Raw genomic sequence first — 26248 nt, 5'->3', positions numbered from 1 at the left:
GGATCGCCGCTGAAGCGGCTCCTACATCCGTTCCGGGACATCGATAGCAAGCAGCGACAACGCCCGCTCCAGTACGCGCAACGTAAGCACGCAAAACCCCAACCGCGACGTACGAATGTCGAGATCAGGCTCTGCCAACACCGGACACTCGGCATAAAACCGACTGAAGCGTTGCGCAAGCCCGAACGCATACTCCGCGAGCACCCCCGGCTGCATCAGCCGCGCCGACTCCGCCACAATGTCCCCGAAGCCCAGGCAGGCAATGACCAACGCCCGCTCGCTGTCCGCCACCGGAACGCCCGGCTCCGCGGCGCCGCCACCCGCCTTTGCCAACAACGAACGCAGCCGCACACACGCGTACTGCAGATAGGGCCCCGTGCGACCTTCAAAGGCGACGAGCCGCTCGACATCGAACACATAGCCCGACAACCGCTCACCCGAGAGATCGGCGAATTTCACCGCGCCAAGGCCGATGCTCCGGGCGAGTGCAAGCTTGCCTGGCGCATCCAGCTCCCTTCCGTAACCGGAACCTTCGATGCGCTCGGCGGCCTTGTCCACCGCTTCGTCGATCAGGTCAGTGAGCCGGGCCACGCCGCCATCGCGCGTCTTGAACGGCCGGCCATCGCGCCCATTCACGGTGCCAAAGCCGACATGGATCAACTCCACGCCTGCCGCGATCCCGGCCTTGGCCGCCGCACGGAACACCTGCTCGAAATGGAGTGCCTGTCGCTGATCGACGACGTACACCACACGTGCGAGGCCTTCGTGCATGGCACGCGCTTCCAGCGTGGCCAGATCGGTCGTCGCATACAAGGCTGCACCGTCGCGCTTGGCCAGCAATAGAGGTGGCACCTCGAAGGCGTCCTCCGCCATGGCGATATCCACGACCAGCGCACCATCGCTTTCGCGCGCGACGCCGCTGGCGCGAAGCCGCTCGACCAGGGGCGTGATGGCGTCGCGCACATCGCTCTCGCCGTCGAGCGCATCGAAGACGACACCGAGCTCGCGGAAGTCCGCCACCTGCGAGGTCAGGCTCAACGCCCGCAGGGAACGCCACAGGGCAAGTAACCCGGGATCACCCGCCTGCAGGGCTGCGGTGTCGGCGCGGGCCTCGGCCATTCGCCCGGCATCGCTGCGGCAGGCAGCGGCCGCCTCGGGATACAGATGTTCGAGTTCGTCCAGGGTCACCGGCGCGTTCGACGGGAAAACCTCGTTGACACCACCGTTGAAGAAAGCCAGTGACGGGTCACGATGCCGTATGGCCGAGCTCAGCATGCCCATCTGCAGGCCCCAGTCGCCCAGATGCGCATCGCCCAACGTACGCCAGCCCAGAGCCCCGTGGATGCGGCGCAGGCTTTCGCCGAGTACCAGCGAACGCAGGTGGCCCACATGGAGGGGCTTGGCCACGTTGGGACCACCGAAGTCGAGGATCACCAGACGGCCTCGCCCGGTGTCGGGTAGACCAAGGCGCGCATGAGCCACCATGACCCGCGCGGACGTCGCCAGGAAAGTCCCCGCCAGCGTCAGGTTGACGAAGCCGGGCCCGGCGACTTCCACCGCCGCAAACATCGCCTCCTGGCGGAGCAGCCCGGCGATGTCCTCGGCGATGACCCGGGGCGGCCGCCCGACGTCACGGGCCAGGGCCAACGCCGCATTGCACTGGAAATCGCCGAAATCCGGCCGTGTGGACGGCTGGGCACGCGCGAGCGCCGTTGGCAGGCCAAGGGCCGCGAACACACTGACTAGCGAGGCGTCGACATGCGACGCCAGGGACAGGAACATGGGTTTCTCCGTAAACAATGGGCAAGGGCGCACGCACGGGCGCGCCGGATGGCTTCAGCGCATCGTTCGTCGTCGGAGCAGTCGTGTTGCATGCATGTGCCCGATTTAGCCGGAAAAGAGCAGTCTTCGCAAGCAAGCAACGAATCCATGGGTATGCTCGAACACAGGCTACTGAGGAGACTCCTATGACGGCTTCAAAGCGACCCGGTGCACACACCGTCGTGATCGTGGGCGGCGGCGCGGCGGGCATTGAACTGGCGGCACGGCTGGGCAAGCGCGGCGACTTCGATGTCGCCCTGGTTGACCGGGACGCCAGCCACTTCTGGAAGCCACGCCTGCACGAGCTTGCAGTCGGCCTGTTGGGCGATGGCGAAGAAGCCGTACCCTACCTGGCGCACGCACAGTCGCACGGATACCGGTTCGAACCCGGTGCGCTCAAGCACGTGGATCCCAGCGCAAAGACCCTTGCCCTGGACGAAGTCCGCTTTCCACTCACCGACGAAATCATCCTGCCAGCGCGCATACTGAAGTACGACACGCTCGTGCTCGCCTTCGGCAGCCGCGTGAACGATTTCGGCACGCCGGGTGTCCTTGAATTCTGCGACATGCTGGACAGCCCCGCCCAGGCGATCGACCTGCGTCGCAAGATCCTGGCACTCGCGCTGCGCACGGCGGGCGATCCCGACAAGCGCATCAGCATCGGCATTGTCGGTGCCGGGGCGACTGGCGTGGAACTGGCGGCCGAGCTCCACCACGCCTTCAACGACATGCACCGCTATGGCGGCCTCGATCCCGCCAGCAAGCTGGACATTACCCTGATGGATATGGCGAAACGCGTGCTTCCCAACGTCGACCCACGCACGTCGGAGTCCGCGGAAAAAATCCTCCTGCGCATGGGTGTGACGATACGCACCGGCGTCGGTGTGGATGCGGTCGAAGACGGCGCCTTCCATCTGTCCGACGGCAGCAGCGTGCGTTGCGATATCCAGGTGTGGGCGGCCGGTGTCACCGGGCATGACATGGTGAAAGGCCTCGGCCCCTTCGAGCTATCGAAGGACCGGCGCATCCTGGTCGACGCCCAGCTGAAGGCCAAGGGCGTCACCGACATCTACGCCATGGGCGACTGCGCCTTCGCCACCACCACACCCGGCGGCCCGAGCGTGCCACCCACTGCCCAGGCCGCCCACCAGCAGGCGTCGTACCTGGCACGCGCCCTGCCCCGCGCCCTGCGCGGCGAGAATGTCGCGCCCTTCGTCTATCACTCCAAGGGCACGCTGGTTTCCCTGGGCGAGCGCCAGGCCACGGGCGAGCTTCCTTCCGGGCCCAAGGGCCGCTCGATCATTCCGATGCGCGGGTGGTTGGCGAAGATGCTCTACGTTTCGCTACAGCAGCTACACCGGGCCACGCTGCATGGTTGGCCGCGTGCAACGGCATTGTGGCTGGCCGACTGGCTACGAAATACCACCCTGCCGCCGGTAAAGCTCCACTAAAGCAAGAAAGCCCACGCTCTTGTAGGAGCCGATTCATCGGCGAACCCTCACCACAGATTTAGTGAACGAGGCTTTGCATCGCCCCGGAATTTGGAGCAAGGGATTGCGTACGATTGCTTATACGGGCTCAACGGAAAGATTGACGCGATAGCCTACCGCAGCCAGTGCGGCCTCGACTTGCTCCAGCCTGGAACCGTGGGTCAGATCGAGCGGGCGTTCGATCTGCGGAGCGTGCATACCAAGCTTGCGCGCAATGCTTCGGCTTGCGCGTGTCGCAAAATTCACGCAAGAACCCGCCCAAGCCGCTATAAGCAAAGGTAGACCGATCAACCGGTCCTCGGGATAGTGACGTAGATCACGTCCGGCCGGTAGCCGAGCCGCTACGTTCCGCTGTCCCCCACCCAGGAGTCGCGATGCAAGCCGCGCCCTTACCTGACGACGAAGCACTCCGCCTCGAACGCCTGCGCGGCCTCGCGGTGCTGGATACCGCGCCGGAACCCTTCTTCGACGGTATCGTGCGGGTGGCCTCCCTGGTCACGGGCTCGCCGATTGCCCTGGTCAGCCTGATCGACCACGATCGCCAGTGGTTCAAGGCCCAGGTCGGCCTGGAGGGAGTGACCGAGACGCCCCGCGACATTTCTTTCTGTGCACACGCGATCCACGGAAACACTCTGTTCGAAGTGCGCGATACCCACGAAGACCAACGCTTTGCCGATAATCCGCTGGTCGACGCGGATCCACACATCCGGTTCTATGCCGGCATGCCCATCGCCATTGACGGCGGATCCGGCATGGGTACGCTCTGCGTCATCGACCGTGTGCCACGGGAACTGACCGATACCCAGCGGGAGATCCTGACCACCCTTGCCGGTCTCGTGGGCATGGCATTGGAACAGCGCGCGACCGCCGTCGAACGCAACGCCGCGCTCGCTCGTGAGATCACCCTTGAGCGCGACCTCAGGCGTACTGCCCAGGAATGGGAGATGCACCGCCGACGTGCCGTGGCGTCATTGGAAGCCAGTGAGCGCCGGTTCCGCCAGCTATTCCATTACAGCCTCGGTCTGATCTGCACGCACGACCTCGACGGCGTCCTGCTCTCGGTCAACCCCGCCGCGGCCCAATCACTGGGCTACCCGATCAACAGCCTGATGGGCCGGTCGCTCGCCGACTTCATGCGGCCGGAAATGCTCCCGGCATTCCATGCCTACCTGCGCCGTATCATCGACGAGGGTAGCGATTCGGGTCGCCTCGAGCTGCGCGCAGCGAATGGCGAACTACGGATCTGGGCCTATCACAACGTGCTCGACGAGGACGACCAGGAGCGCTACGTGCTCGGCCACGCACAGGACATTACCGAGCAACATCGACAGGAACGCCAGCTGCGCGAGTGGTCGCTGAGCGATCCACTCACCCATTGTTTCAACCGTCGTTATCTCGGCCAGCTCGGTGAGATGGCGCGCGACGAAACGCTCGGCTGCATCACCGTGGATCTCGACCATTTCAAGGCGGTCAACGATACCTACGGACACCAGCGTGGCGACGACGTGCTGGTCGATATGGCGAAGTTCCTGCGGGCACGCGTGCGTGATGAAGACGCCGTGGTGCGTCTTGGCGGCGATGAGTTCCTGGTGGTATTGCGCAGTGCCGATGACAGGCAACTCGCCGAAGTGAGCGATCGATTGCGTAGTGAAGCCGAAGCGGCACCGATCGGATTCACATTGGGCGCCGCCATGAAGCTCGCGGGAACGCCACTGGATGCCGCACTGAGCAGCGCCGACCAGCGCCTCTACGAGGCGCGAGCCTGTCGCGGCATCCGGTGAACGTCGCGGCTTCCGGCGAGATGTGGGAGCCGCTTCAGCGGCGAACCCTCAGGCTTTCATGGCTGCGAACGAGGTTGTGCAACGACCGGGCGAACGGGTCAACCGCCCGCCCGATCCGATTCAAAGCCTCATTCGCCATATACCGCCGTTGAGGGATCGCCGGCGCAGCCGGCTCCTACAGTTCCGCGGTTAGTCGACCGTTATGCGGTTAGCCGAAGGTTCGGCGGTTATTTGACCGCGTGCTCCAGGGCTTCGAAGTCTTCCTGCGACAGCTTCAGCGATGCGCCCTTGACGTTCTCTTCCAGGTGATCGGGGCTGCCGGTGCCGGGAATGGGCAGGATCACCGGTGAGCGCTTGAGCAGCCATGCAAGGGCTACCTGGCCGTCCGTCGCATCGAGCCTCTTGGCGATCTTCGATAGCACCGAACCTTCCTTGGCCAGTTCGCCCGCGGCAAGCGGGAACCAGGGGATGAAGCCGATGTTGTGCTTGTCGGCGTAGTCGACCACGGCCTCGCTCTGGCGGTTGCCGAGGTTGTAGAGGTTCTGCACCGTCGCGACCTTGAAGAATTTCGATGCCGCTTCGATCTGGCCGACGTTGACCTCGGAGAGGCCGACGTGACGAATCAGGCCTTCGTTCTGCATGTCACGGATGACACCGAACTGCTCATCCTGCGGGACCTTTTCGTCCACGCGATGCAGCTGCCATAGGTCGATGCGTTCCACGCCGAGGCGGCGCAGGCTCATCAGCACGCACTGGCGGAGGTACTCGGGACGGCCGAGCGGCGCCCAGATGTCCGGACCATGACGGGTCAGGCCGCCCTTGGTGGCAATCACCAGGCCCTTATACGGGTGCAGGACTTCGCGAATCAGGTCCTCGCTGACGTAGGGACCATAGCTATCGGCCGTGTCGATCAGGTTGACGCCAAGCTCGGGCAGCTTTGCCAGGGTCTCGCGCGCGGCCTTGGGGTTGGCCGGATCACCCCAGATGCCCTTTCCGGTGATGCGCATGGCGCCGAAGCCGAGGCGGTTGACCTCGAGGTCGCCACCGATCTTGAACGTGCCGCTCGCGGATGCGTTGATGCTTGCCATCTGTAGACTCCGTTACGTTGGGACGAGGGAAAGTCAGACAGACATTGGTACGCCATTGAACGTTTAAAGGGCGTTGTGAAACATCGATGCAATGATGATCGACATCGTAGAAGCTTGCGTTCGAGCGAGCTTGAAGCAAGCCGTGACAAACGGCGCGGATTTCGTCCAAGGTCGGGCCATGTGGGGCCACGCCATTTAGGGCCACGCCATGTAGGGCCACGCCATGTAGGGCCACGCCATGTAGGAGCTGCTTCAGCAGCGATAGCCAGGTTACCTCACCCCCATCGCCGGCATAGCCGGCTCCTACAGAATGACCAGGCTACCTCACCGCCATCGCCGGCAGCCGGCTCCCACAATGAAGTGGCTCCCACAATGAAGGGGTTCCCACACATTTAAAGACGCGCGGCGATCGCGTCAAGCAAGCGCTCCACGACCGCGCTGTCGAGCGGCTCGACCGCAAGCGCCTGCTCGATGCGGTCGATGTCCGCGGCAATGGAGGTCGCGCCCCATACCAGTGCGCCGCCCTTGAGGCGGTGGGAAAAATGGGCGGCGCGAGTGAGGTCCGCCGCGGCCAGGGCGGCACGGATGGCGGCCAGGTCGGCCAGGCACTCCTTGATGAAGGTCGCATCGATCTCCGATTCCGTACGCGGCGCCACGAGTGCCGCCTTGAGTCCCTCAAGCGACAGGGGCTTGCCCAGCACGGTATCGATCCCGCTCTCTTCGCATCGCCGTATATGCGCTTCGCCGTGATTGGCCGAGATAGCGATGAAGCGCGTACGCGGTCCTCCGGCCGAGCGTTCCCGCGCACGCAGCTCCGCGGCGATGTCATAGCCCTGCATGTCCGGCAGCTCGCAGTCGAGTAACACGCCCACGAAGCGCCCTGCCTCGAACACGTCGATAGCCGCTTGCCCATGATCGACCGATTGCGTCGCGTAGCCGATGAACTTGAGCTGCGCGGTGATGATCTGGCGGTTCGCGGGATGATCCTCGACAAGCAGCACCGTGCCGATCGGCTCGTCCTTCGTCACACCGAGCGCGTCGTCGTCGGCAACGGTCGTCACGGCAGGCACCAGGCTGGTCGGCAGTTCAATGCGCACGGCAGTGCCCACACCCAGCTCGCTGGTGAGATCCAGGCGCCCACCCAGGTGGGTCACGATATCGCGGCAGATCGCCAGGCCCAGCCCCGTTCCGCCAAGCCGCGTATCGAGCGGTCCATGCGATTGCGCAAAGGCGCGGAACAACTCGCGCTGCCGATCCACCGGCACGCCGATACCCGTGTCGAATACGTCGATCACCAACCGGCGCACGCCGTCGGCGGTCTCTTCCGTGCCTTGCCACAGCGCGATACCGACGTGTCCGTGCTGGGTGTACTTCACCGCATTGGCCAGCAGGTTTTCCAGCACCTGGCGCAGCCGGGTCTCGTCCAGAAGCAACCAGGGCAACGGGCCCATGGGAAGGTCCAGGCGAATCTTGAGGTCCTTCGCCTCGATCGCCGGACGTTGCGACTCGATCACCTGCCGCGCCACGGCCAGCGCGTCACAGGAGACCAGATCCGGGGTGAAACCCTGCACTTCGGATCGGGTGTAGTCGAGCGCACTCTTCAGCAGCGTACGCAGGTTGCGACCGCTCGCCTGCGCGATGGCCATGAGGTCGCGCTGCGGGCCCTCAAGAGGTTGCCTCGCCATCAGGTCGATCGATGAGACCACGGCGTTGACCGCATTGCGTACTTCGTGACTCATCACCGCAAGCAACATGGTTTTCTGTTGCTCGCCGCGCCGTGAGGCAAGCTGCGCGCGACGCATCTGCCACAGCGCGAAGATCAGCGCGAGCACCAGCGCGCCGCCCAGCGCGATCTCCACCTGATACACCGAAACCACCTGCGACAGCGTCGGCGCACGCAGGTACGCCGTCTCCAGCCAGCGCTCGATCACCGCCTCGTTCTCGTCGGCCGTGATGCGCCGCATGCCCCCATCGAGCATCTCGAGCAGCTCCGGCTCGTCGCGTTGCACGACCACTCTCACCGTCACCGGGATCTCCGGCACATCCCCGGCGATGCGCAGGCTGGAGGCATAGTCGCGGCGCACGATGGGGTGGTACGCCACATCCATGCCCACTGCGGCATCCGCGATGCCGCTTTCCACCGCGGCAAGCACTTCGTGGATATCGTCCAGAGGAAGACGCGTGACCAGCGGATGCTCGCGTTTCAGCCAGGACTCGTAAGCACCGCCACCCTTGAACGCGACCGTATGCCCGTCGAGATCGCGCATCTCCACCTTCGCCGGCCCCACCGTACGCGTCACGATCAGCGTACGGCCGACATAGAAGGGCGCGGAAAGAAGCGCGCGATCGCCCAGGTCCGCCACGACCATGCGGTCACTGGTGGAGGGAAGCAGGTCGACGCGATGCTCGGTGAAGGCCTTGACGGACTCCTCCCAGGAACGGGTGTGCACCGTCTCGAAATGGACGCCCGTATGCGCTTCGACCAGGGCCAGGTACTGGCTTACCAGCGGATTGGCCTCGCCGCCGCGTATCTCGGCGCCTTGCTGGGGGTCGATCGCGATACGCAGCACGGGATGTTGCGCGACCCACCGCTCGCGGACCGGGTCCGGCGGATCGGTGGCGGCACCGGCGGTCACGACGAACGCAAGGAGAAAGAGCGCGATCCATCGCCTCACTTCGGCGGCACCTCGCTGTCCGATTCCAGGAGATACGCACGCAGCATGTGCAGCTCGTTGTCCGCGCCGATGGCCAGTTTCCGGTAGGCCGCCGTCTTCTGCGTGCTCACCGTCTTCAGGCTGCGGTTGAACTTGTTGGCGATCTGGGTGACCGACAGGCCTTCGAGCACGCAGCGGACCACTTCCCACTCCCGGGGTGAAAGCCCCGCCATGGGGTTGTCCACCAGGCCGCTCATGATGCCCGGAGGCAGGTACTCGCGGCCGGTCATCACTGCCTCGATCGCACGAATGATCTCATCCGGTTCCTGGCTCTTCGCGACGAAGCCGTGGGCACCCGCCTGCAGCAGGCTACGAATCACCAGGCGTGACCCATGGGCCGAGACCACGAGGATCTTCAGTGACGGGTGCGACGCACGCAGTAGCTTGATCAGGGCGACACCGTCGATGTCGTCCATGGCCAGGGAGTAGTCGATCAGGGCCACGTCCACGGGCATGGCGGCCAGCATCGCCCGGAAAGGTTGGCTGCCGCCGTGGCTGCCGACGATCAGGATCGAAGGGATTTTCTCAAGGTGCGCGATGAGCCCTTTGAGGACGAGCGCATGATCGTCCAGCAAGGCCACGCGTACTGAGCCGGTGTAGGTGCGCGCGGACATGAGTCGATCTGGGAACTGCCTTGTAGTCATATGCCCTGCCTCTGAAGCGGAGCGGGATGAACCATATATCGGCAATGGAGGCTTGTAAACGCCACCGACCCCGCAAATCCGGCATCGGCCATTCGTCTACCTCCGTAAGCCGTACAGGCAATCCACGAGTGGGTTGCTAACCTCTCATCGACCCGCAAGACGGGGATTCCGGACCATCAAGGGGTAGGACGCGGGCATGGATACAGTAAGCCGCAGACCGGCCGGCACCGCCGCCGTGCGCGAACCCGTTGCCGAGGGCCAGTCTTACGACGCCGCCGGCGAAACCGTCACGCTGTCGCTGGACACGGTGCGCATCGGCATCGTCGGCCTCGGATACGTGGGCCTGCCGCTCGCAGTCGAATTCGGCAAGCGCTACGCAACCCTTGGATTCGACATCAATTCCGGACGCATCGAAGAGCTCCGGCGGGGCCACGATGTCACCCTGGAAGTGGATGGCGACGAACTCGGTGCCTCGCGCCGGCTGCGTTTTTCCTCAGGAATCGACGACCTGGCGGAGTGCGATGTCTACATCGTCACCGTGCCGACCCCGATCGACGATGCGCGCCGCCCGGACCTCACGCCGCTGATCCGGGCGAGCGAGACCCTGGGCAAGGTGCTCAAGCGCGGCGACATCGTGGTGTATGAATCCACGGTCTATCCGGGCTGCACCGAGGAAGTCTGCGTGCCGATCCTGGAGAAGGTTTCCGGTCTGGTCTTCAACGAAGATTTTTTCGCCGGCTACAGTCCGGAGCGAATCAACCCCGGCGACAAGACCCATCGTGTTACGGGAATTCTCAAGGTTACCTCGGGTTCGACGCCGGCCACTGCCGATTTCGTGGATGCCCTGTACCGCTCGGTGATCACCGCGGGCACGCATCGGGCCAGCTCCCTGAAGGTTGCGGAAGCGGCCAAGGTGATCGAGAACACCCAGCGCGATCTCAATATCGCCCTGGTCAACGACCTCGCCATCCTTTTCAACAAGCTGGGCATCGACACGCTCGAGGTGCTCGAAGCCGCCGGCACCAAGTGGAACTTCCTGCCGTTCCGACCAGGCCTGGTCGGCGGGCACTGCATCAGCGTCGACCCCTACTACCTGACCCACAAGGCCCAGCAGGTCGGCCACCATCCCGACGTAATCCTCGCCGGCCGGCGCACCAACGACGGCATGGGCACGTACATTGCCTCCGAAGTGGTACGGCTGATGGTGCGCAAGGGGATCAATCCCGTGCGCGCCCGCGTGCTCATCCTCGGTCTGGCCTTCAAAGAGAACTGCCCGGACCTGCGTAACACCCGCGTCGTCGACATCATCAACGCCCTGGACACCTATGGCGTCGGGGTGGACGTGCACGACCCCTGGGTGCGCGCGAGCGAGGCCGAGCACGAGTACGGCATCACGCCCATGGCCGACCCGGCGCATGGCGCGTACGACGCCGTGGTCGTCGCCGTGGGCCATCGCGAGTTCGTCGCCCTGGGCGCAGCGGGCATCCGCGCCTTCGGCAAACCCGAGTCCGTGGTCTACGACGTCAAGTACGTCTTGCCGCGCGACGCCGTGGACGGACGGCTTTGACCGCGGACCGACCAGCATGAAAGTGCTCGTGACCGGCACGGCCGGTTTCATCGGCTCCCACGTGGCCATGCGCCTGCTCGCGCGTGGCGACGAGGTCATCGGCTTCGACAGTCTTTCCGACTACTACGACGTGGAGCTGAAGAAGGCCCGCCTGGCGCGTTTTGCCGACAAGCCGGGCTACACCCATATCCATGCCGATCTCGCCGATCGCGATGCGGTGGAAAATGCCTTCGTCACGCACAAGCCGCAACGGGTGATCAACCTCGCTGCGCAGGCGGGCGTGCGCTATGCGGCCGAGAATCCGCACGTATATATCGCCAGCAATGTCACTGGCTTCCTGCACGTGCTCGAGGGTTGCCGACGTCACGATGTGGAGCACCTGGTTTTCGCATCGACCAGCTCGGTGTACGGCGCCGATACGCGCATGCCGTTCTCCGAACACCAACCGACCGAACATCCCCTGACGCTGTACGCGGCGTCGAAGAAGGCCAACGAGCAGATGGCGCACAGTTATGCGCATCTCTACGGCGTTCCATGCACGGGCCTGCGCTTCTTCACCGTGTACGGCCCCTGGGGCCGACCCGACATGGCGCTGTTCCTGTTCACCAGGGCGATCCTCGCCGGCGAGCCGATCCAGGTGTTCAACCATGGGCACCACAAACGCAGCTTTACCTATGTCGACGACATCGTCGAAGGCGTATTGCGTACGCTGGACCAGATACCCGAAAAAAATGCGAACTGGTCGGGCGACCGACCCGACCCGGGTTCCAGCGGCGTCGCGCCGTACCGCATCTACAACATCGGTAACGAAAAGCCGGTGGAGCTCATGCAGTACATCCGGGTGCTTGAGAAGTGCCTGAAAAAGACGGCGCGGATGGAGATGCTGCCCCTGCAGGCCGGCGACGTGCCCGACACCGAGGCCAATGTCTCCGCTCTCGTCCAGGCCACAGGATACCTGCCGAAGGTGGATGTCTGCGAGGGTGTGGGCAAGTTCGTGGACTGGTACCGCGGTTACTACCGGGCGTAGGACGCGCCGGAAAACAAGAACAAGAACACAAGACACCACGTTGGAGATGCACCCCGTGATCATCGACTACCTCGACAAGTCGGCAGCTGCCGACTATCAGGCGGACCTCTGCGTCATTGGCGCAGGCCCCGCTGGCATCGCTATTGCGCGCTCTTTCATCGGCACCTCGACCACCGTATGCCTTATCGAAGGCGGTGGCCTGGCCGGTGAGGATCGCAGTCAGTCACTGTACGAGGGCAGCTCCGCGGGTAGCGCCCCCTTCGACGCCGGCACATCGCGCATGCGCGTGTTCGGTGGCAGCTGCACACTCTGGGGCGGCGGCTGCATTCCCCTGGCCGATACCGACCTCGAGCCACGCGACTGGGTACCCGAAAGCGGCTGGCCCTTGCGCTACGCCGACCTGGCGCCCTGGTACGCCAAAGCGCGGGAGTTCTGCCATATCGATCCGGCACATGCCTTCGGTCCCGGGAGCTTCGAGGGACCGACCCCACGCGCGCCGCTCGACCTCGACCCCGAGGCCATGGTCAATTTCATCTTCGCGCGCAGTCCGATCACCTTCGGCGAGGCTTACCGCGACACCCTTGCCCAGGCCTCGAACATCACCGTGCTCCTGCACGCCAACGTGATGGAACTGCGCGCCACGGACAATGCGAGTGCCGTGACCGAAGCCACCATCGGTTCACTCGACGGCCGACGTGGTCATGTGCGTGCGCGGCACTACGTGCTGGCCGCCGGCGGTATCGAGAATGCTCGCATCCTGTTGCTCTCGGACAGCGTGGCGACTCACGGCCTCGGCAACGATCGCGATCTGGTCGGTCGTTATTTCATGGATCACCCCAGCGGTGCCATCGGCAGCATCCGTTCGGAACGTCCCGATCGCCTCACCCGCCCCTACGAGCGCAGCATCGGCAAGGTACGCGCATCGGTCGCCTCTGAAATCGGCCTTTCGCTCGAAGCGCAGCGCAAGCACCGCACGCTGAATGCGCGCGTGCATCCGTTCGCCGTCGAAGGCGAAGTGCCACGCGGCATCCGTGCCCTGCGCGAGGTACGTGCAGCCTTGCGGCCACCCACGCGCGATGAGGCCACCCTGCTCGAGGCGCGACTTTCGGCTGCGCTACAGAACGGGCCCGGCGGCGCGGCGGCCCTCGCCATGCCACAGAATCTTGCCATCAGCGCGATGCGCCTCGGCCTGCACCTGGGCGATGTGATCCGCGCGGTGGCGCAAAAGGTGGGCGACAAACCGACGGTGAGCAGTGATCGCGTGGAACTGGTCGGCTTCTTCGAGCAGGCGCCCAATCGCGACAGCCGGATCATGCTCGACGACACGCGCGACGCGCTGGGTTTACGTCGCGTCCGCGTGGACTGGCGACTGACCGAGCTGGACCGACATACGCATCGGATGCTCGGCGCGCTCACCGGCCAGCGCCTGGCCCTGGCCTGCGCGGGGCGGTTCGATGCCGCAGCGTGGACGACCGATCCCAACAGCCCCGCCCAAGTGCATGGCACAGCCCACCACATGGGTACGACGCGCATGGCCGAAGACGCGACACAAGGTGTCGTCGATACGCAGGGCAAGGTCCATGGCGTCGCCAATCTCCATGTCGCGGGCAGTTCGGTGTTCCCCACGGGTGGCTGGGCATTCCCGACCTTTACGCTCATAGCGCTCAGCCTGCGTCTGGCCGAGCAGTTGCGCGTACTTCTCGACGTCGTCTGACCCGGCGTGTAACGAGGGTGTTACAGGGGGCGATACATCGATGCATCACACAGCCGTTTGGCCTAGCCGTGTGCAAACCGGAAGTGCAATCGACAGATTGGGCCCGGGTTCCTAGCCTCCATGTATCGACACGTTCGGACAACGTGCGGAGGGGAACACGATGATCCGTCTTTTCAGACAGCCAATCGTACGCTGGCTCATCCTGATGGGTGCCTGCGAACTGCTGTTGCTTGCCGCCTCGCTCAACATCGCGGCGTATATCCGCTTCGCACCCTCCCCCGACGACCTGGCTGCATCGAACCAGACGCTCACCGCTCGCGCGGTGATGTTCGCGGCGGTGATCTTCCTGGGCATGGCGGCACTGGGCGAATATCGCTCCACCCTGCGCATGAGCTGGCGTGGCCAGCTCGCCCGGCACGCCATCGCTTTCATTCTGGGTGGTCTAGCCCTGGTCGTCGGCTACTACGTGATTCCCCAGGCCTATGTCGGCCGCGGCGTGCTCGGCATGGCGCTGCTCATCGCCTTCGTCGCCACGGCAGCCTTCCGCGGCCTGTTCATGCGCCTGGTGGAAATGGAATCACTGAAGCGCCGCGTCGTCGTGCTCGGTGCGGGACAACGCGCAGCGCAAATCCACAACCGTATGCGCCGTCGCTCGGACCGCCGCGGATTCTGCCTGGTCGGCTACCTGCGCGGCCCGAACGAAACGGTGATGGTGCCCGAGAACCTGTTGCTGGCTCGCAACGAATCGCTGGCCCAGCTCGCGCGCCGCGAACACCTCAACGAAATCGTGGTGGGCGTGGACGATCGCCGTGGCAGCCTGCCGATGGACGACCTACTCGCGTGCCGCCAGCTCGGCGTGCAGATCACCGACCTCACCACGTTTGTCGAACGGGAAGCCGGCCGCGTCCAGCTGACCATGCTCGATCCGTCTTGGCTGGTTTTCTCCGGCGGCTTCAACGCCTCGCCGCTTGCCGTGTTCCTGAAGCGCGCCTTCGACATCACGGCAGCGCTTGCGATCGCCCTGCTCTGCTGGCCGATCATGCTCGGTGTGGTGCTATGCATTCGCGTCGAATCAGGACGCGGCCAGCCCATTTTTTACCGGCAGGAGCGCGTCGGCGAGCATGGCCGTCCGTTCTGGCTCTACAAGTTTCGCAGCATGCGCACCGACGCTGAAATGGATGGCGTGGCACGCTGGGCCAAGAGCAACGACGACCGCGTTACCCGCGTCGGCCGGATCTGCCGCAAGCTGCGCTTCGATGAACTGCCGCAGCTATGGAATGTCATTCGGGGTGACATGAGCATCGTCGGGCCGCGCCCGGAGCGTCCGCAGTTCGTCTCGGACCTCGAAACGAAGATCCGCTATTACAACCTGCGCCATAGCATCAAGCCGGGCCTCGCCGGCTGGGCGCAGCTCAGCTACCCGTACGGTGCCTCCGAGGAAGACGCCGCCGAGAAGCTCAAGTACGACCTCTTTTATGTGAAGAACCACAACCTCTTCCTCGACATGGTGATCCTGATCGAGACCGTCGAGGTGGTGTTGTTCGGGCGCGGCGCTCGCTAAGGCGTGGATGCCATCGTGACGGACGTATCGGTCGAGGCATCGTCTTCTTCCGAGCCAGCGGCCGGAATCAGCGACCATGCGACCACGGCGACGATGACCAGTGCCGCAAGCCAGAGCCAGCGGGTTCGCCATCCGCGCAGGGGCGTGTCTTCGAACCGCTCGGCACCCTCGAACGAGACCGAAGACGGCGCCGCAGGCGCGTCGCTCTCGAGGTATGCGACCGATTCCGCACTCGCTGCCACCACCGATACGCGCGGCGACGACACCGCTCCGGGCAACCGACCATGACGCCGATGGAATTCCATGGCAGCGCTGTACTGAGCGGTGAGGCGTTGCAGGCGCGCGGCGGCAAGGGCGTCGGCGCGGCTGCCGCGGCGGCGATCCGGATGCCAGGCGGCCACGTGTCGACGGTAGGCCTGCTTGAAATCGGCCAACGTACAGTTCGGCTCCAGGCGGAGCTTGCCGTAAAGGTCGAGAAAGTCGGTTTCGTCAGCCACCGTGCGGCTCCGCTGAATTGCCCCGCAAGCGTGGCCCACGCCCGGGCCCCTTGCAAGTACAACTTTTGGAGAACCTCGATGCGCCAGGCACGCCGGTTCGCGCTCGCCGGGCTCCTCTTCGGAGCGCCCGCCATGTCCTTCGCCGCCGATGCCGCGCCTCCCTCGCTCGGCGCACACGTGTTCCTTGGTCAGGGCGAGGGTCTCGGTGTAAGCCCGGCTGTCACACCGGCCATGGATACCCAGGCGACCGGTAGCGTGTTTGTCATCTTCAACGCTGGTTACAGCAGTAATGACGGTTCGCCCGCCGATACCTACGGAAACCGGTGGAAGTCGCTCGGTCGTCCCCTTACTTATGCCGATTATGGCGACCGCTTCAACGTACAGGCCTATGTGGCAAGCGCGGGAAAGGGTGGGCCCGCACACACCGTCTCCATCACCAAGCGCGGCGAGCCCAAGGGCGAACTGTCCCTGCCCTTCGTCGAAGTGCGCAACGCGTCTCGCATCCAGGCCTTCGCTCAGAACTATGCAGACAAGGCACTGGTCGTGGCGAGCGACGAGATTACTGTCGACGGCCCGGCCACCTTGCTGGCCTTCTGGTGGGGCGACGGTGGGGTCAAGAGCATGACGGCGACGCCGGGCGACGGCTTTCAGCTGATCGATGCTTTCGTCCAGTTGCCCGACGAAAGCGGCGTTCAAGGCGCAGTCGCATGGCGTCAAGTAGAAGCCGCGGGCACGTATCGCGTGCACTGGACTGTCGCGCCCGTGCAAGGCGCCGCTCTTTGGATCATCGCGATCCGCTGAACACTGTCCGATTCCGGACGTTCGTGAGTCCTGACGTATCCTTTGCAAGCCCGTCGTACCGCGCTTTTCTTTGAATGACGGACAACATAATCGCAAAGCCTGTCGCGTCATGTGTCCGAAATCGTACGTTGGCGCCTACAACCATCGACCTATTTTCTTTGCAATTACATGGGATTAGCTTTGGCTTCGACACCTAGGGCCGCGGCGAGTCGACGGAATCGCGACGGAGCTTGCTGGGAGCAAGGCGGGTTCAGTCCGCGCAAGGATGCCAAAGGGCAAGGACGCCCCGGACTGAGCAAGTGTGCGTATAAGGACGCTGGATGCATAGAGCGCACCTCGCACGCGGCCCCACGGTGTCGACTTCGGAAACGACCATGCCGCCCCGAGCCCGGGACGGCATGACCGCTTTAATGACGGGAAGCGATGTCAGAACGTAACGCGAATACCTACGTTCCCTGCCCAACCCTGCATGCCGTAACTGCCGACGAAGTGCTGATACGTGCCCTCGCCGTAAACCTGCACATGCTCGCTTAGCTGGCTGACCGCGCCCGCTGCCACTTTATAAGCATTCCCGACGCGACCCGAACCGAAGCGTTGCGAGAGATCCCAATCGGCGCTCGACACATCCGCATTCGGGTCGCCGTTGCTCGTATGCGTCAGGTCGAGGTTGGCATACGGCATGAACACCCGATTGGCGGTGCGCATGATGCGTCCACCCAGCGTCGCACTCGTCTGCTTCGCCGTGCCCAGACGCACGTCCAGTCCATCGCCGTCGGTGAAGTCGCGAAAGTTCAGCGACTGGTGCTTCAGCTGAAATCGCGGCTCGACGGTCCAATCGTTGCCAAGTGCGAACGGCATGCCCGTCTCCACCGACATGGTCCAGCCATTCGCACGCACGCGCCCGACGTCCGCACCGCGCAGGTCGGTCCCCACGTCGCCGCTGTAGCTCGTGGAACCGAGCACCCCATCCACCCAAAGACCGTTGCCCTGCTGCCAAGTGATCCAGGCGGACATGCCATTGGCGCGGTACTTCGCCGAGCTGTTGCCATCCGCCGCCTTGGGCGTGACACGCGTTGTGCCGTGGTCAGCAGCCCAACCCGCACGCAACGTACCGTTGTCGCCGTCGAGCGCGATGAGGCTGCCACCCACCTGCAGTGCGTTCACCTGCTGGTCGAAATCGTAGCCGTAACGCTGGAACGAGAGGTTGGACGAGTAGCGGAGCTGGCCGCCGAGGTAACGTGCGAAGACCTCGCCGCCGATCGGATCGTGGGATGTTCCCGTGCGCAGATCGCCCAGACGCTGGTGCAATCCGTCATTCATCATGTCGCCGTACGTCAGCAGGGCGGCCGGGGCAGATAGATACGAAGGCAGCTGCGGCACGACGGCGACGCGACCACCCGGCGGCGGGTCGATCGGATCGACCGGCGGCTCACCAGGATCGACCGGCGGTGTCGTCGGATCGACCGGATCGCAATCCGTCTGGCAAACGTACACGGCGCCCAGGCGGTAGTCCCAATTGAGCGACCCTGTCGCCAGGGCGTTCTGCGCCTGGTCCGTCGTGCCGGGGCCGAATGCGTGCAAGGTATACGAGTACGGGCCGACAGCCACGTAGCCGCCGCGCAGGACGAAGGCATCGGCACGCGACGTACCGGCCACCTGGATCAGCGAAATGCCCTCGTCGGCACCGACCAGACCGTTCGTGTTGCGGTCCGACGATGCGCCGACGCCCGAAGGAGTCACCACGATCGCGACCGGCCCCGTCGTCGTGACATTGCCCTCGATAAGTAGCCGGTCGGTGGCCTGCGACGCCAATGCGCCGCCCTCGTTCATCACCGTGTTGAACGCAATCGTGCCGCCGCTGCCGGCGAGATCGCCGTGGACGGTGGTGGCGCGATGACTACCATCCGTCCCGGGCTGGAATGCAAGGGTGCCGCCATTCAACGTATAGGCGCGCAGATCGGAATCGCCGGTGACATTCCAGGTAGAGCCCGCCGCCTGCGTCATTGCGTTGACAGCGATCATCCGGCCCGTGATAGCGGCGCCCGAATCGTTGAGGTTGATGTCCAGGACACCATCGTCGACGGCGAGCATGTCGCCGGAGATGTGGCTTCCCTCGATACCAACGGTCACTTCAGTCTGAGTTAGTGCCTCGATGGCGACACCATTGCCGCCGACAAGCTTCGCACCGTTGCGCAACTCGATCGAGGCAACATTGGGACGAGTCGGACCCGAAATATCCTGCACGCGGATCGCGCTTCCCGTAACGCCGACCGAGGCGGATGCGTCGACGACGACGAGGCGACCGAGGTCGCTGATGCCCCGGGTGTCATCCGCAATGATGATGCCGTTCTGCTGTCCGTAGGCGGTCGACCCGCCAAGGATGTTCGCCGTACCGTTGGAGATGCGCACACCGGATGCCGTCGTCAACGTGCCTTCCGAGCGCGTAGCCTGGTCCAGCGTCAACGTGCCACCACCGGAGAGAAGTATTCCATCGGTACCGCCGGTGACGGTCGAACCGAGCAGCGTTGCGCTCGACGGCGCTGCGCCCTGCAAGCTAAGACCCCGGCCCGTCGAATCGTTGACCAAGCGCGAGCCAGTAATCGTCGCCGTTGCGCCATCGTGAAGCTCAACGGCGGCTCCGAACAGATTGGTCGTGGCACTGGCCGTGCCGTTCGTCATGGTGAGCGTCGCACCGGTGTCGACGACCGTGCGCAGTAGCTGCCCTCCGTCGACGACGAGCGCCGCGTGGTCGAGAGCGGTCCACGTCTCGACAGGTGAATTCGTATTGACGATGGCACTATTGCCTGCACCGGTAACGGTGCCGCCGCGTGCCGAAAAGGCCGGGAGCGCACAAGCGATGGCGATAACCGCGCACAGGTGCTTACGCACGGGCAAGCCGCATGAAAATGCATGCATGATGGTATTCCTTCAATGTTCAAGTGCGTCACGCAGGAATGCGTGAACGGCAGCCCTGATACGCCATGGGAAAGGGGGAGCTGGCGTGGGATACGCGCGGTGGCCGGATATCGGCTGCGTATTCCAGCACACGGACAACTACCCGACCATGGGGTGTTGTCCTAAAAACCAGGCACGAATCGTTGCATGCGTCCTCCTCGCCATTTCCGTTAGCGCTGAACGAACCGATGTGCTTGTGAAGTCGTGTGCCTTATGGCGGTTCCGGCGCCTCGAGCATCGACACTGGCTTAGCTAATCGATAACGGGTGATTGATTCGTGAATGTGCGACGGGCTGGGCCTTTCGATCGTCAGTGGCCGAATATCGCTAATCGCGCCTACAACTTACGGCATATGTACGATGCGCCACACTCGGGAATACGGTGGCAGCCCAATCAGGACGTACCACGACAAGGAGCAAGTCATGGGTAAGAAGCCCGTCGTCGGCCCACAGGGCCGGCACTCGACTGTTATCGTTGCGCAATGGGGCAATCCCCTGGTTCGCGGCTCGACGGATGTATTGAAGTCCGTTTCGGACAACGCACTGCTGGCCGAGGTGCCACTTCCCTACGCGCCCGGCGTGACCGAAGCGCTTGCCGACGGCACGATCACCCGACCGGTCCTGGCCGCACCGCTCAAAGTCACCGTTGCCAAGTGGGATCAAACCGAAGAAGAAGATCTGGTCTTCCTTTTCATCGACGGAAACGCCGTTGGCGATCCGTCCGGCGTACCCATCAAGGACCAGCCGGATCCGATGCAGCTGACCATTCCGGTCGCGGATATGGGCGCACTCTCTGAGGCGAGTCACGAGATCATTGCCCGGATGGGCAGCGGCTTTGGCGACTCTTACGTCACCAAGCCTGCCACGATCATCATCGACATGACGCCTCCGGGTGGCATCACGCTACCGAAGATCGATTTCGACGACGCGTATGAGCAAAATGGAGTCACCCTTGCGCAGGTGGTAGCCGACGGGAATGTACTGAAATTTACGATCGCCTCGTACGATGATCAGCAGGATGGCGATCTCATCAAGACCTTCATCCAGACCATCCCGGCGCTGCCGGCACTGCCCGCAACCGAGACGGCGGGTCCGGAGATTCCCGTAGGCAATACCACGGAGGAGCACTCAGGCGCCTTCACACTTGCCCAGCTACAGGCAGCCGCCGCAACGGGAAACGTCGAATTCTGGTACGACGTCTACGATAAAGCGCTCAATAAAAAGACGGCCGATCGCGCCCCGCTGCGCATGCTGGTCTCAGGTTCACCCGATCTGCTGTCAGCCCCACGAGTTCTGCTGTTTTCGGACGATAATCTTATTCACGAAGGCGATGCGCGCACACCGATCGAGGTCGAGATCCCGCAGTTCGGTCACGGGGACGTCGGCGATGTCATATGGTTGCTTCTCGGTGATGCACTGCCCATCCAAGTCGACGGCCCACTTATTGAAGCGGACCTGCCGACAGATCCCGCAGTGCCCGATCCGACAAAGTCCATCCGCACGATCAGCGTTCCCTATCAGTTCATCGCGGCATTGCAGCCTGTCGCGGCGGGTGTGGTGAACCCTGTCTTCGGCTTCGACGTGCGCTACGAGGTCAGGCGGGGCATTTTCAGCATTCCGTCGCCGCCACTCGCCGTCAAGGTGGACCTCACCCTGGCCGGTGGCGAAGATCCTGATCCGGAAACACCCGTGCATGGCCGGCTGCAAGGGCCCACGGTCCGGCATTCCGCCGTTGGCGCAATCGATAACGAGATTCCCATCGGCTATACGCTCCCGGTTTTCGCGGTGATTCCGCACCTGACGAAGACTCCAACGCAGGTCGAGGTATTCGAGGCTGGCGACGAAGTTCAACTCTATCGGCTCGAAGTCGACGGTGCGACCGAGGTCCCCATCGGCGACAAAACAAAAGCCGTGGTCGGCGCCGACCTGAATATCAACTTCAAACCGGCTCAGATCGTTCCCGGCAGCTGGCAAGTGTTCTACAAGGTAGGCCGCACCCTGGCGACCGGGCAGGTAAACGAGGCGTTATCACCCGCTCAGACTGTCGTCATCCAGGACCCGGGCGGGCAACCGGGCGGACCCGACGTGTTGCCAGAGGCAGTATTCCGCGAAGGGGTGGTCCAGCAGGGGCAGACGCTCCCCTCGATCGGCTACACGCGTGCATCGAACGGTACTATCGTGCGCGTCTACAACTACCTCAACATGAAGGTCGACGACAAGATCGATCTGGTTTGGCAGGGCAACGACAAACTACGTGGCGATGGCGCCGATATTGCCGACGCAAAACTATCGCTTACACATACGGTGGTTGCGGAGGATCTTCTCGAGAAGGACGACCGCCTGGACGACGATCTGAACCCTCCGGACGATCCGGTCATGAGGATCTTCGTCGACTTCGATATCCCGTATGAGGAGATGAAGAAGATCAGGCCATCGGCAGGCTCTGTAGCGGTGGCCTACGGATCAGCGCGGGCGTTCTACACCGTGAAGGCTCTGGCGGGCGGTGCGAACGCATCCAAGCCCGATCCAAAGAAGGCCGAGGTATTGGTGATCGACGCCAGGCCGCCAAAGCCGTAATCATCGGAGCGCCGCTTTCGCGGCTGTCATAAGGACATGACATGAAAAAGCGTTATCCGCCGTTTTACCGCAAGGCCAGCCGGGGTATCCCGGGTGGCCTGGAGGCCGTCAAGGCCGACCTCGCCGCACCGGATGTGCCGGATATCCGCCGCTTCGGTGGCATCAACCGTGCGCACATCTTTCCACCGCCGGGGCGCGGTGTCCTCGTGCAGATCGATGCCTTCAGCCTGTTCGAAGGGGACCAGGTCAGTGTGTACTGGGCCAGCACCGCCGCGCCGGCGGCCAGTGCCAATGTCCCGCCTAACCAGAACAGCCCGCTGGATATCCCCGTTCCTGCCGACAGGCTGCAGCCCTATCCGGGCAACATCGAGGTCTGGCACACGATCTACCGGCCAACCTCTCAGGAAACCTTCATCTCCGAACGATTGCCCGTCCTGGTTGACTTCGATGTCCCCGGCGACCCGGATCCGGACCAGTCCACGCCTTACATCAACGAGAACCTCGCGCCTATCAAAGGCCTCGATGCCGGTATTCCCGTCGGGATGCCGCTGACCATCCGCGTGCCGCGCTGGCGATATTGCAGCTTTGGCGACAAGCTCATCGTCTCCTGGGGCCCGGTCGACCTGCCATTCGAGGTCATCGAGGATTCCTTGGGCGATACCGGCCCCGATGTATCGATCACCGTGCCCTGGGCGATCATCGCGAGCGTCAACGGTGGCCTGGCTTTTGTCACCTACCATGTCGAGGACAGCGTCACCAATCACTCGCTGTGGGCAAAGTCGGTCGAGGTCGATGCCAGTACCGGTGGACGACATCCCATGCCGACCGTGCTCGACACCGACGACTTCGGCAAGCTGCCCATCGAGGTGTTGAACTTCGGCCCGGTGCGCGTGCAGGTGCAATACCCCGCCTACGCCAGCGGCGATATCGTCGTCCTGACCTTCGGTGGCATCAACCGCGACGGTATCGCGCTGCCCGATGCCACGTACACCTTCAACTGGCCCGATCCCGCCCCGATCCGCCACACCTTCGAGGTGCCCTACGACAAGGCCCTGGCCCTGGTCGGCGGCGAGATCCGTGCCTCGTATACCGTGCAAACGACCACCGCCCCCAAGCCGGCCCCATCGGCGATCGCCGTGACCTTGGTCACCGGCACGCCGGTCAAGCTGTCCGCACCGGTCGTGGCTGAAGCCGTCGGTGGCGAACTCGATCCAGCCGCACCCGGGCTCTATGTGGCCGTCCTGGTGCGCGCCGATTATCCCTTCTTCCAACCCACCGATCGCATCACGCTGCACTGGCGCGGCGAAAGCCTCGATGGCCAGACCATCGTCAGCGACCAGCAGTTCCAGCTCGGTAGCGACGCGGTCAATGGCGAGTTTCGCTTCTCCGTCGCCCGGGCCAAGGTCGTGCAGGTCGCCGGCGGCAAGGTGACGGTCAGCTACGAGGTGCAAACCCCGGGCAATATCATCGTGTCGTCCGAAGCGCTTTCCCTTGCCGTCAAGACCGGTAGCGGCAGCGTCGGCCTGCCTCCGGCCATCGTCGAAGGCGCATCGCCTGACAACACCCTCGACCCGGCCGATGTGGGCGACAGCATCGTCGTGCATGTGCCCGCGAATGCCGGCTTTCTGCCCGGCGATAAGATCCAAGTCGTCTGGCAGGGCGTCGGTGTCGGCGGCTCGTTCACCACCTTACCGGAAGCCGCCAACACCGCGGGTGTGCGCTTCGAGGTGGACAAGTCGGTGCTGGGTCCCAATGCCGGGCAGCGGGTCACCGTCTACTACATCCTGATCCGGCCGGGCGTCGACGACGAGGACTCCGACAAGCGCCATATCACGGTATTGGAGGATTCGAGCGAAGGCGATCTGCCGGCACCGACCGTCGCCGAAGCGCCTGCAGGCATCCTCGATCCCATCACGGTCCCGGTCACCGGCGTCACCGTCGTCGTGCCCGCCCGCGCCGACCTCGTCTCCGGCGATAGTGTCACCGTCACCTTTGGTAACTACACCTCCTCACCACCGCAGGCCGCCCAACCCGGCATGACCATCCTCGTTCCGCCCGGTGAAATCGCCAGGCACCTGGGCAAGAGCATCAGTGTCTTCTACACCCGCTGGCGTGGTGGCGTTGCGACCAACTCCGATGTGATGACGCTGCAAGTACTCGCTATCGAGGACAATGATGCGCAAGTCGTCCCGCCATCATTTGTCCAAGCCAACGGCACCTTCGTCCTCGACCTCAACACGTTCACCGGTGATGCCACGATCCAGGTCACTGCTTGGCCGCTCATGGCGATTGGCCAACGCTATTGGGTCAAGGTTGGCGCATGGGATATTCCCACGGACCCCGTGACGACGGTGGGCGACTTCACGCTCACGCTCAATCGCGATCTTCTCGACACCCTCCCCGATGGAGCCACTCTCAGAATCCGCCTTCTCGTCTCGTTCGATGGCGGCGGTACCACGACAGCTAAACCCTTTGACTCGTCGCCATACACCGCGCGCGCCGCCCTCTCTCTCGTTCTGCTCGCGCCGGAGCCAGAACTTGTCGGGCCGGATCAAAAAATCGACATCGGCCGAATTGTCGACCCACGAGGATTGAAGGTAACTGTGAGGCGATACGAAGGCATGAAGGCCGGCCAGGCTATTGAGCTCAATTGCGTCACCGACCTGGGCGAGCAACCCCAAGGGAGACAAACCGTCGACGCCATTCGCGACTACGAGTTCTTCGTTTCAAAGCCCTACCTCGAAACTCTCGTCGACGAGCTAGGCCTGGCGAGTGCGAGATTCCACTATGTAGTGAAGGCAACAGGCATCGACGAAACCTCACCACCCAAGAATGTGCAGTTCTATCGAATTCTAGCCGGCGAAACTTTCGAGACAGTTACCCACGGCACCCTCATCCAGCCGGGGCAATCCCTTACCCTTTCGACCATGACAATCAAGTGCCCCGCCGACGCGGCGGCCATCGCGATCGGAAAGGGTACCGGTGTCTTTCCGCCCTACCTGACGAATACCTGGATGTCAGCGGGTTCAACAGGCTCCGGGCGTATGGCGACGGACTCGCCGCACGGCCCGCGAGACGACACCATTGATACGGCCGTCGTAGTCGACGCTTCGTTGCGGCAGACGAGCGCCGTGGCTCCATCTATCGACGCCGAGTTTATATTCAAGACACCCTGCTCGACAGTCACACTCGGCGTAGTCAGCGCTTGGGCTCATCCTACCCGCATAGATTTTGGGGCGTTCGACGCATCCGGAGCCCCGGTCGGCCAGGCTGAGGCGCTTGGAAAAATGCAGTTCGTCACTCTGACCGCTCCCCCGGGCAAACGAATCACGCGACTCACGATGCGAGGGTTCGGTGCGGTGGACAACTTTACATTCACGTCATAGCAAGTGTGCACATGCCAGCGCAATAACAGCTTTGGATTCACATTGACGGCTCTGCATCATGCGGGGCCGTCACGACAACCAGCCCAGGGCTTCGCCACGAGCGATGCAGTCGCGTGCAAATCAGACGGGAGCGAGAGAATCACCATGAAAATTCTGAAACTACTCATTCTGGCAGTAACACTCATAGCCTGCGCTCCCGCCATCGCAGGACTAAAAGTGGATAACGTCGTACCCGACCCGAACGGGCAATATCCAGGACATTCCTTTCTGTATCGAATCACATACATCTCCGAACTGGCATTACGAGCGGAATCGGTTGTGCCTCGTCCAGGTCATCCTTCAACACCTGCATGGGAGGAAATGCGATTCTGGCCGGGTTATCTCTTATGGGCCAGGTAGCACGCGTGTCATAGCTACCGACTCGGACAACCATGAAGTCGCTTACACCGTTTCCACGGCAAATGTTCACTTCTGGTCGATGTCGACGTCAGCCACCACGCACGCATGGTGCGTTGGGGCATTCGCAGCCGCGTCCCTGCGTATGCTGAGCCTCGCCGAATGGCAGGCTTTCCGTAGCTGCTACCTTCCAGGAAGCCAGAACAACCACGTTTGCTGGACGGCTGATT

15 protein-coding genes are annotated in these 26248 nt (G+C 63.5%); 9 read left to right on the top strand and 6 right to left on the bottom strand.

All coding sequences use genetic code 11. The annotated features are described in order from the left end of the window. Positions 1 to 21: 21 nt before the first annotated feature. The gene (gene argS, locus C8J98_RS04235; protein ID WP_107911265.1) at positions 22 to 1782 is read right to left on the bottom strand and encodes an arginine--tRNA ligase; all 1761 of its coding nucleotides are present in this window, start codon (positions 1780 to 1782) and stop codon (positions 22 to 24) included. A gap of 185 nt (positions 1783 to 1967) precedes the next feature. Here argS and C8J98_RS04230 point away from each other — a divergent pair, with 185 nt between their 5' ends. Together C8J98_RS04230 and C8J98_RS04225 are read left to right on the top strand one after the other, a co-directional pair. Further along, positions 1968 to 3272 (top strand): NAD(P)/FAD-dependent oxidoreductase, encoded by a 1305-nt coding sequence (locus C8J98_RS04230; RefSeq protein ID WP_107911263.1) that lies wholly within the window; start codon positions 1968 to 1970, stop codon positions 3270 to 3272. Between the two features lie 413 nt (positions 3273 to 3685). Next, positions 3686 to 5092 (top strand): diguanylate cyclase, encoded by a 1407-nt coding sequence (locus tag C8J98_RS04225; protein WP_107911262.1) that lies wholly within the window; start codon positions 3686 to 3688, stop codon positions 5090 to 5092. A 227-nt stretch (positions 5093 to 5319) separates the two neighbouring features. Here the strand turns inward: C8J98_RS04225 and C8J98_RS04220 are convergent, their stop codons facing one another. From C8J98_RS04220 to C8J98_RS04210, 3 genes are all read right to left on the bottom strand, one after another. Then, entirely contained in the window at positions 5320 to 6180 is an 861-nt protein-coding gene (locus tag C8J98_RS04220; protein WP_107911261.1) for an aldo/keto reductase, read from the bottom strand. 392 nt (positions 6181 to 6572) lie between these two features. Further along, on the bottom strand, positions 6573 to 8855 hold the full coding sequence (locus C8J98_RS04215; RefSeq protein ID WP_158272595.1) for an ATP-binding protein: 2283 nt from the start codon (positions 8853 to 8855) through the stop codon (positions 6573 to 6575). Next, complete coding sequence (locus tag C8J98_RS04210; protein WP_107911258.1) at positions 8852 to 9508, bottom strand: response regulator transcription factor; 657 nt, start codon at positions 9506 to 9508, stop codon at positions 8852 to 8854. Before C8J98_RS04210 ends, C8J98_RS04215 begins: the two co-directional genes overlap by 4 nt. Before the next feature lie 328 nt (positions 9509 to 9836). On the opposite strand from C8J98_RS04210, the gene tviB reads away from it, so the two are divergent. From tviB to C8J98_RS04190, 4 genes are all read left to right on the top strand, one after another. Further along, the gene (gene tviB / locus C8J98_RS04205) at positions 9837 to 11105 is read left to right on the top strand and encodes a Vi polysaccharide biosynthesis UDP-N-acetylglucosamine C-6 dehydrogenase TviB (RefSeq protein ID WP_233260154.1); all 1269 of its coding nucleotides are present in this window, start codon (positions 9837 to 9839) and stop codon (positions 11103 to 11105) included. Positions 11106 to 11121: 16 nt separating this feature from the next. Continuing rightward, positions 11122 to 12132 (top strand): NAD-dependent epimerase, encoded by a 1011-nt coding sequence (locus tag C8J98_RS04200; protein WP_107911255.1) that lies wholly within the window; start codon positions 11122 to 11124, stop codon positions 12130 to 12132. Between the two features lie 55 nt (positions 12133 to 12187). Continuing rightward, entirely contained in the window at positions 12188 to 13846 is a 1659-nt protein-coding gene (locus C8J98_RS04195) for a GMC family oxidoreductase (protein WP_107912563.1), read from the top strand. 160 nt (positions 13847 to 14006) lie between these two features. Further along, a complete protein-coding gene (locus tag C8J98_RS04190; protein WP_107911253.1) occupies positions 14007 to 15407 on the top strand; it encodes a TIGR03013 family XrtA/PEP-CTERM system glycosyltransferase in 1401 nt (466 codons plus the stop codon). On the opposite strand, the gene C8J98_RS04185 is transcribed toward C8J98_RS04190, so the two are convergent. Further along, positions 15404 to 15904 (bottom strand): J domain-containing protein, encoded by a 501-nt coding sequence (locus C8J98_RS04185; RefSeq protein WP_107911251.1) that lies wholly within the window; start codon positions 15902 to 15904, stop codon positions 15404 to 15406. The genes C8J98_RS04190 and C8J98_RS04185 overlap by 4 nt on opposite strands. Positions 15905 to 16036: 132 nt before the next feature. Between C8J98_RS04185 and C8J98_RS04180 the strand changes: the two genes are divergently transcribed. After that, positions 16037 to 16705 carry a hypothetical protein gene (locus tag C8J98_RS04180; RefSeq protein ID WP_146171515.1) on the top strand — a complete coding sequence of 223 codons (669 nt, stop codon included), beginning with the start codon at positions 16037 to 16039 and terminating at the stop codon, positions 16703 to 16705. Positions 16706 to 17131: 426 nt separating this feature from the next. Here the strand turns inward: C8J98_RS04180 and C8J98_RS04175 are convergent, their stop codons facing one another. Further along, a complete protein-coding gene (locus tag C8J98_RS04175) occupies positions 17132 to 19621 on the bottom strand; it encodes an autotransporter outer membrane beta-barrel domain-containing protein (protein WP_107911247.1) in 2490 nt (829 codons plus the stop codon). 461 nt (positions 19622 to 20082) lie between these two features. Here C8J98_RS04175 and C8J98_RS04170 point away from each other — a divergent pair, with 461 nt between their 5' ends. Both C8J98_RS04170 and C8J98_RS04165 read left to right on the top strand, forming a co-directional pair. Then, a complete protein-coding gene (locus C8J98_RS04170) occupies positions 20083 to 22236 on the top strand; it encodes a hypothetical protein (RefSeq protein ID WP_107911245.1) in 2154 nt (717 codons plus the stop codon). A gap of 41 nt (positions 22237 to 22277) precedes the next feature. Then, entirely contained in the window at positions 22278 to 25622 is a 3345-nt protein-coding gene (locus C8J98_RS04165; RefSeq protein WP_107911244.1) for a hypothetical protein, read from the top strand. Positions 25623 to 26248: the final 626 nt, after the last annotated feature.

Origin of the sequence: Luteibacter sp. OK325 (genome assembly GCF_003050935.1) — a bacterium.
Taxonomy (GTDB): domain Bacteria; phylum Pseudomonadota; class Gammaproteobacteria; order Xanthomonadales; family Rhodanobacteraceae; genus Luteibacter.
The sequence above is the reverse complement of the archived record's forward strand: the minus strand, read 5'-3'. Positions and strand labels throughout refer to the sequence as shown.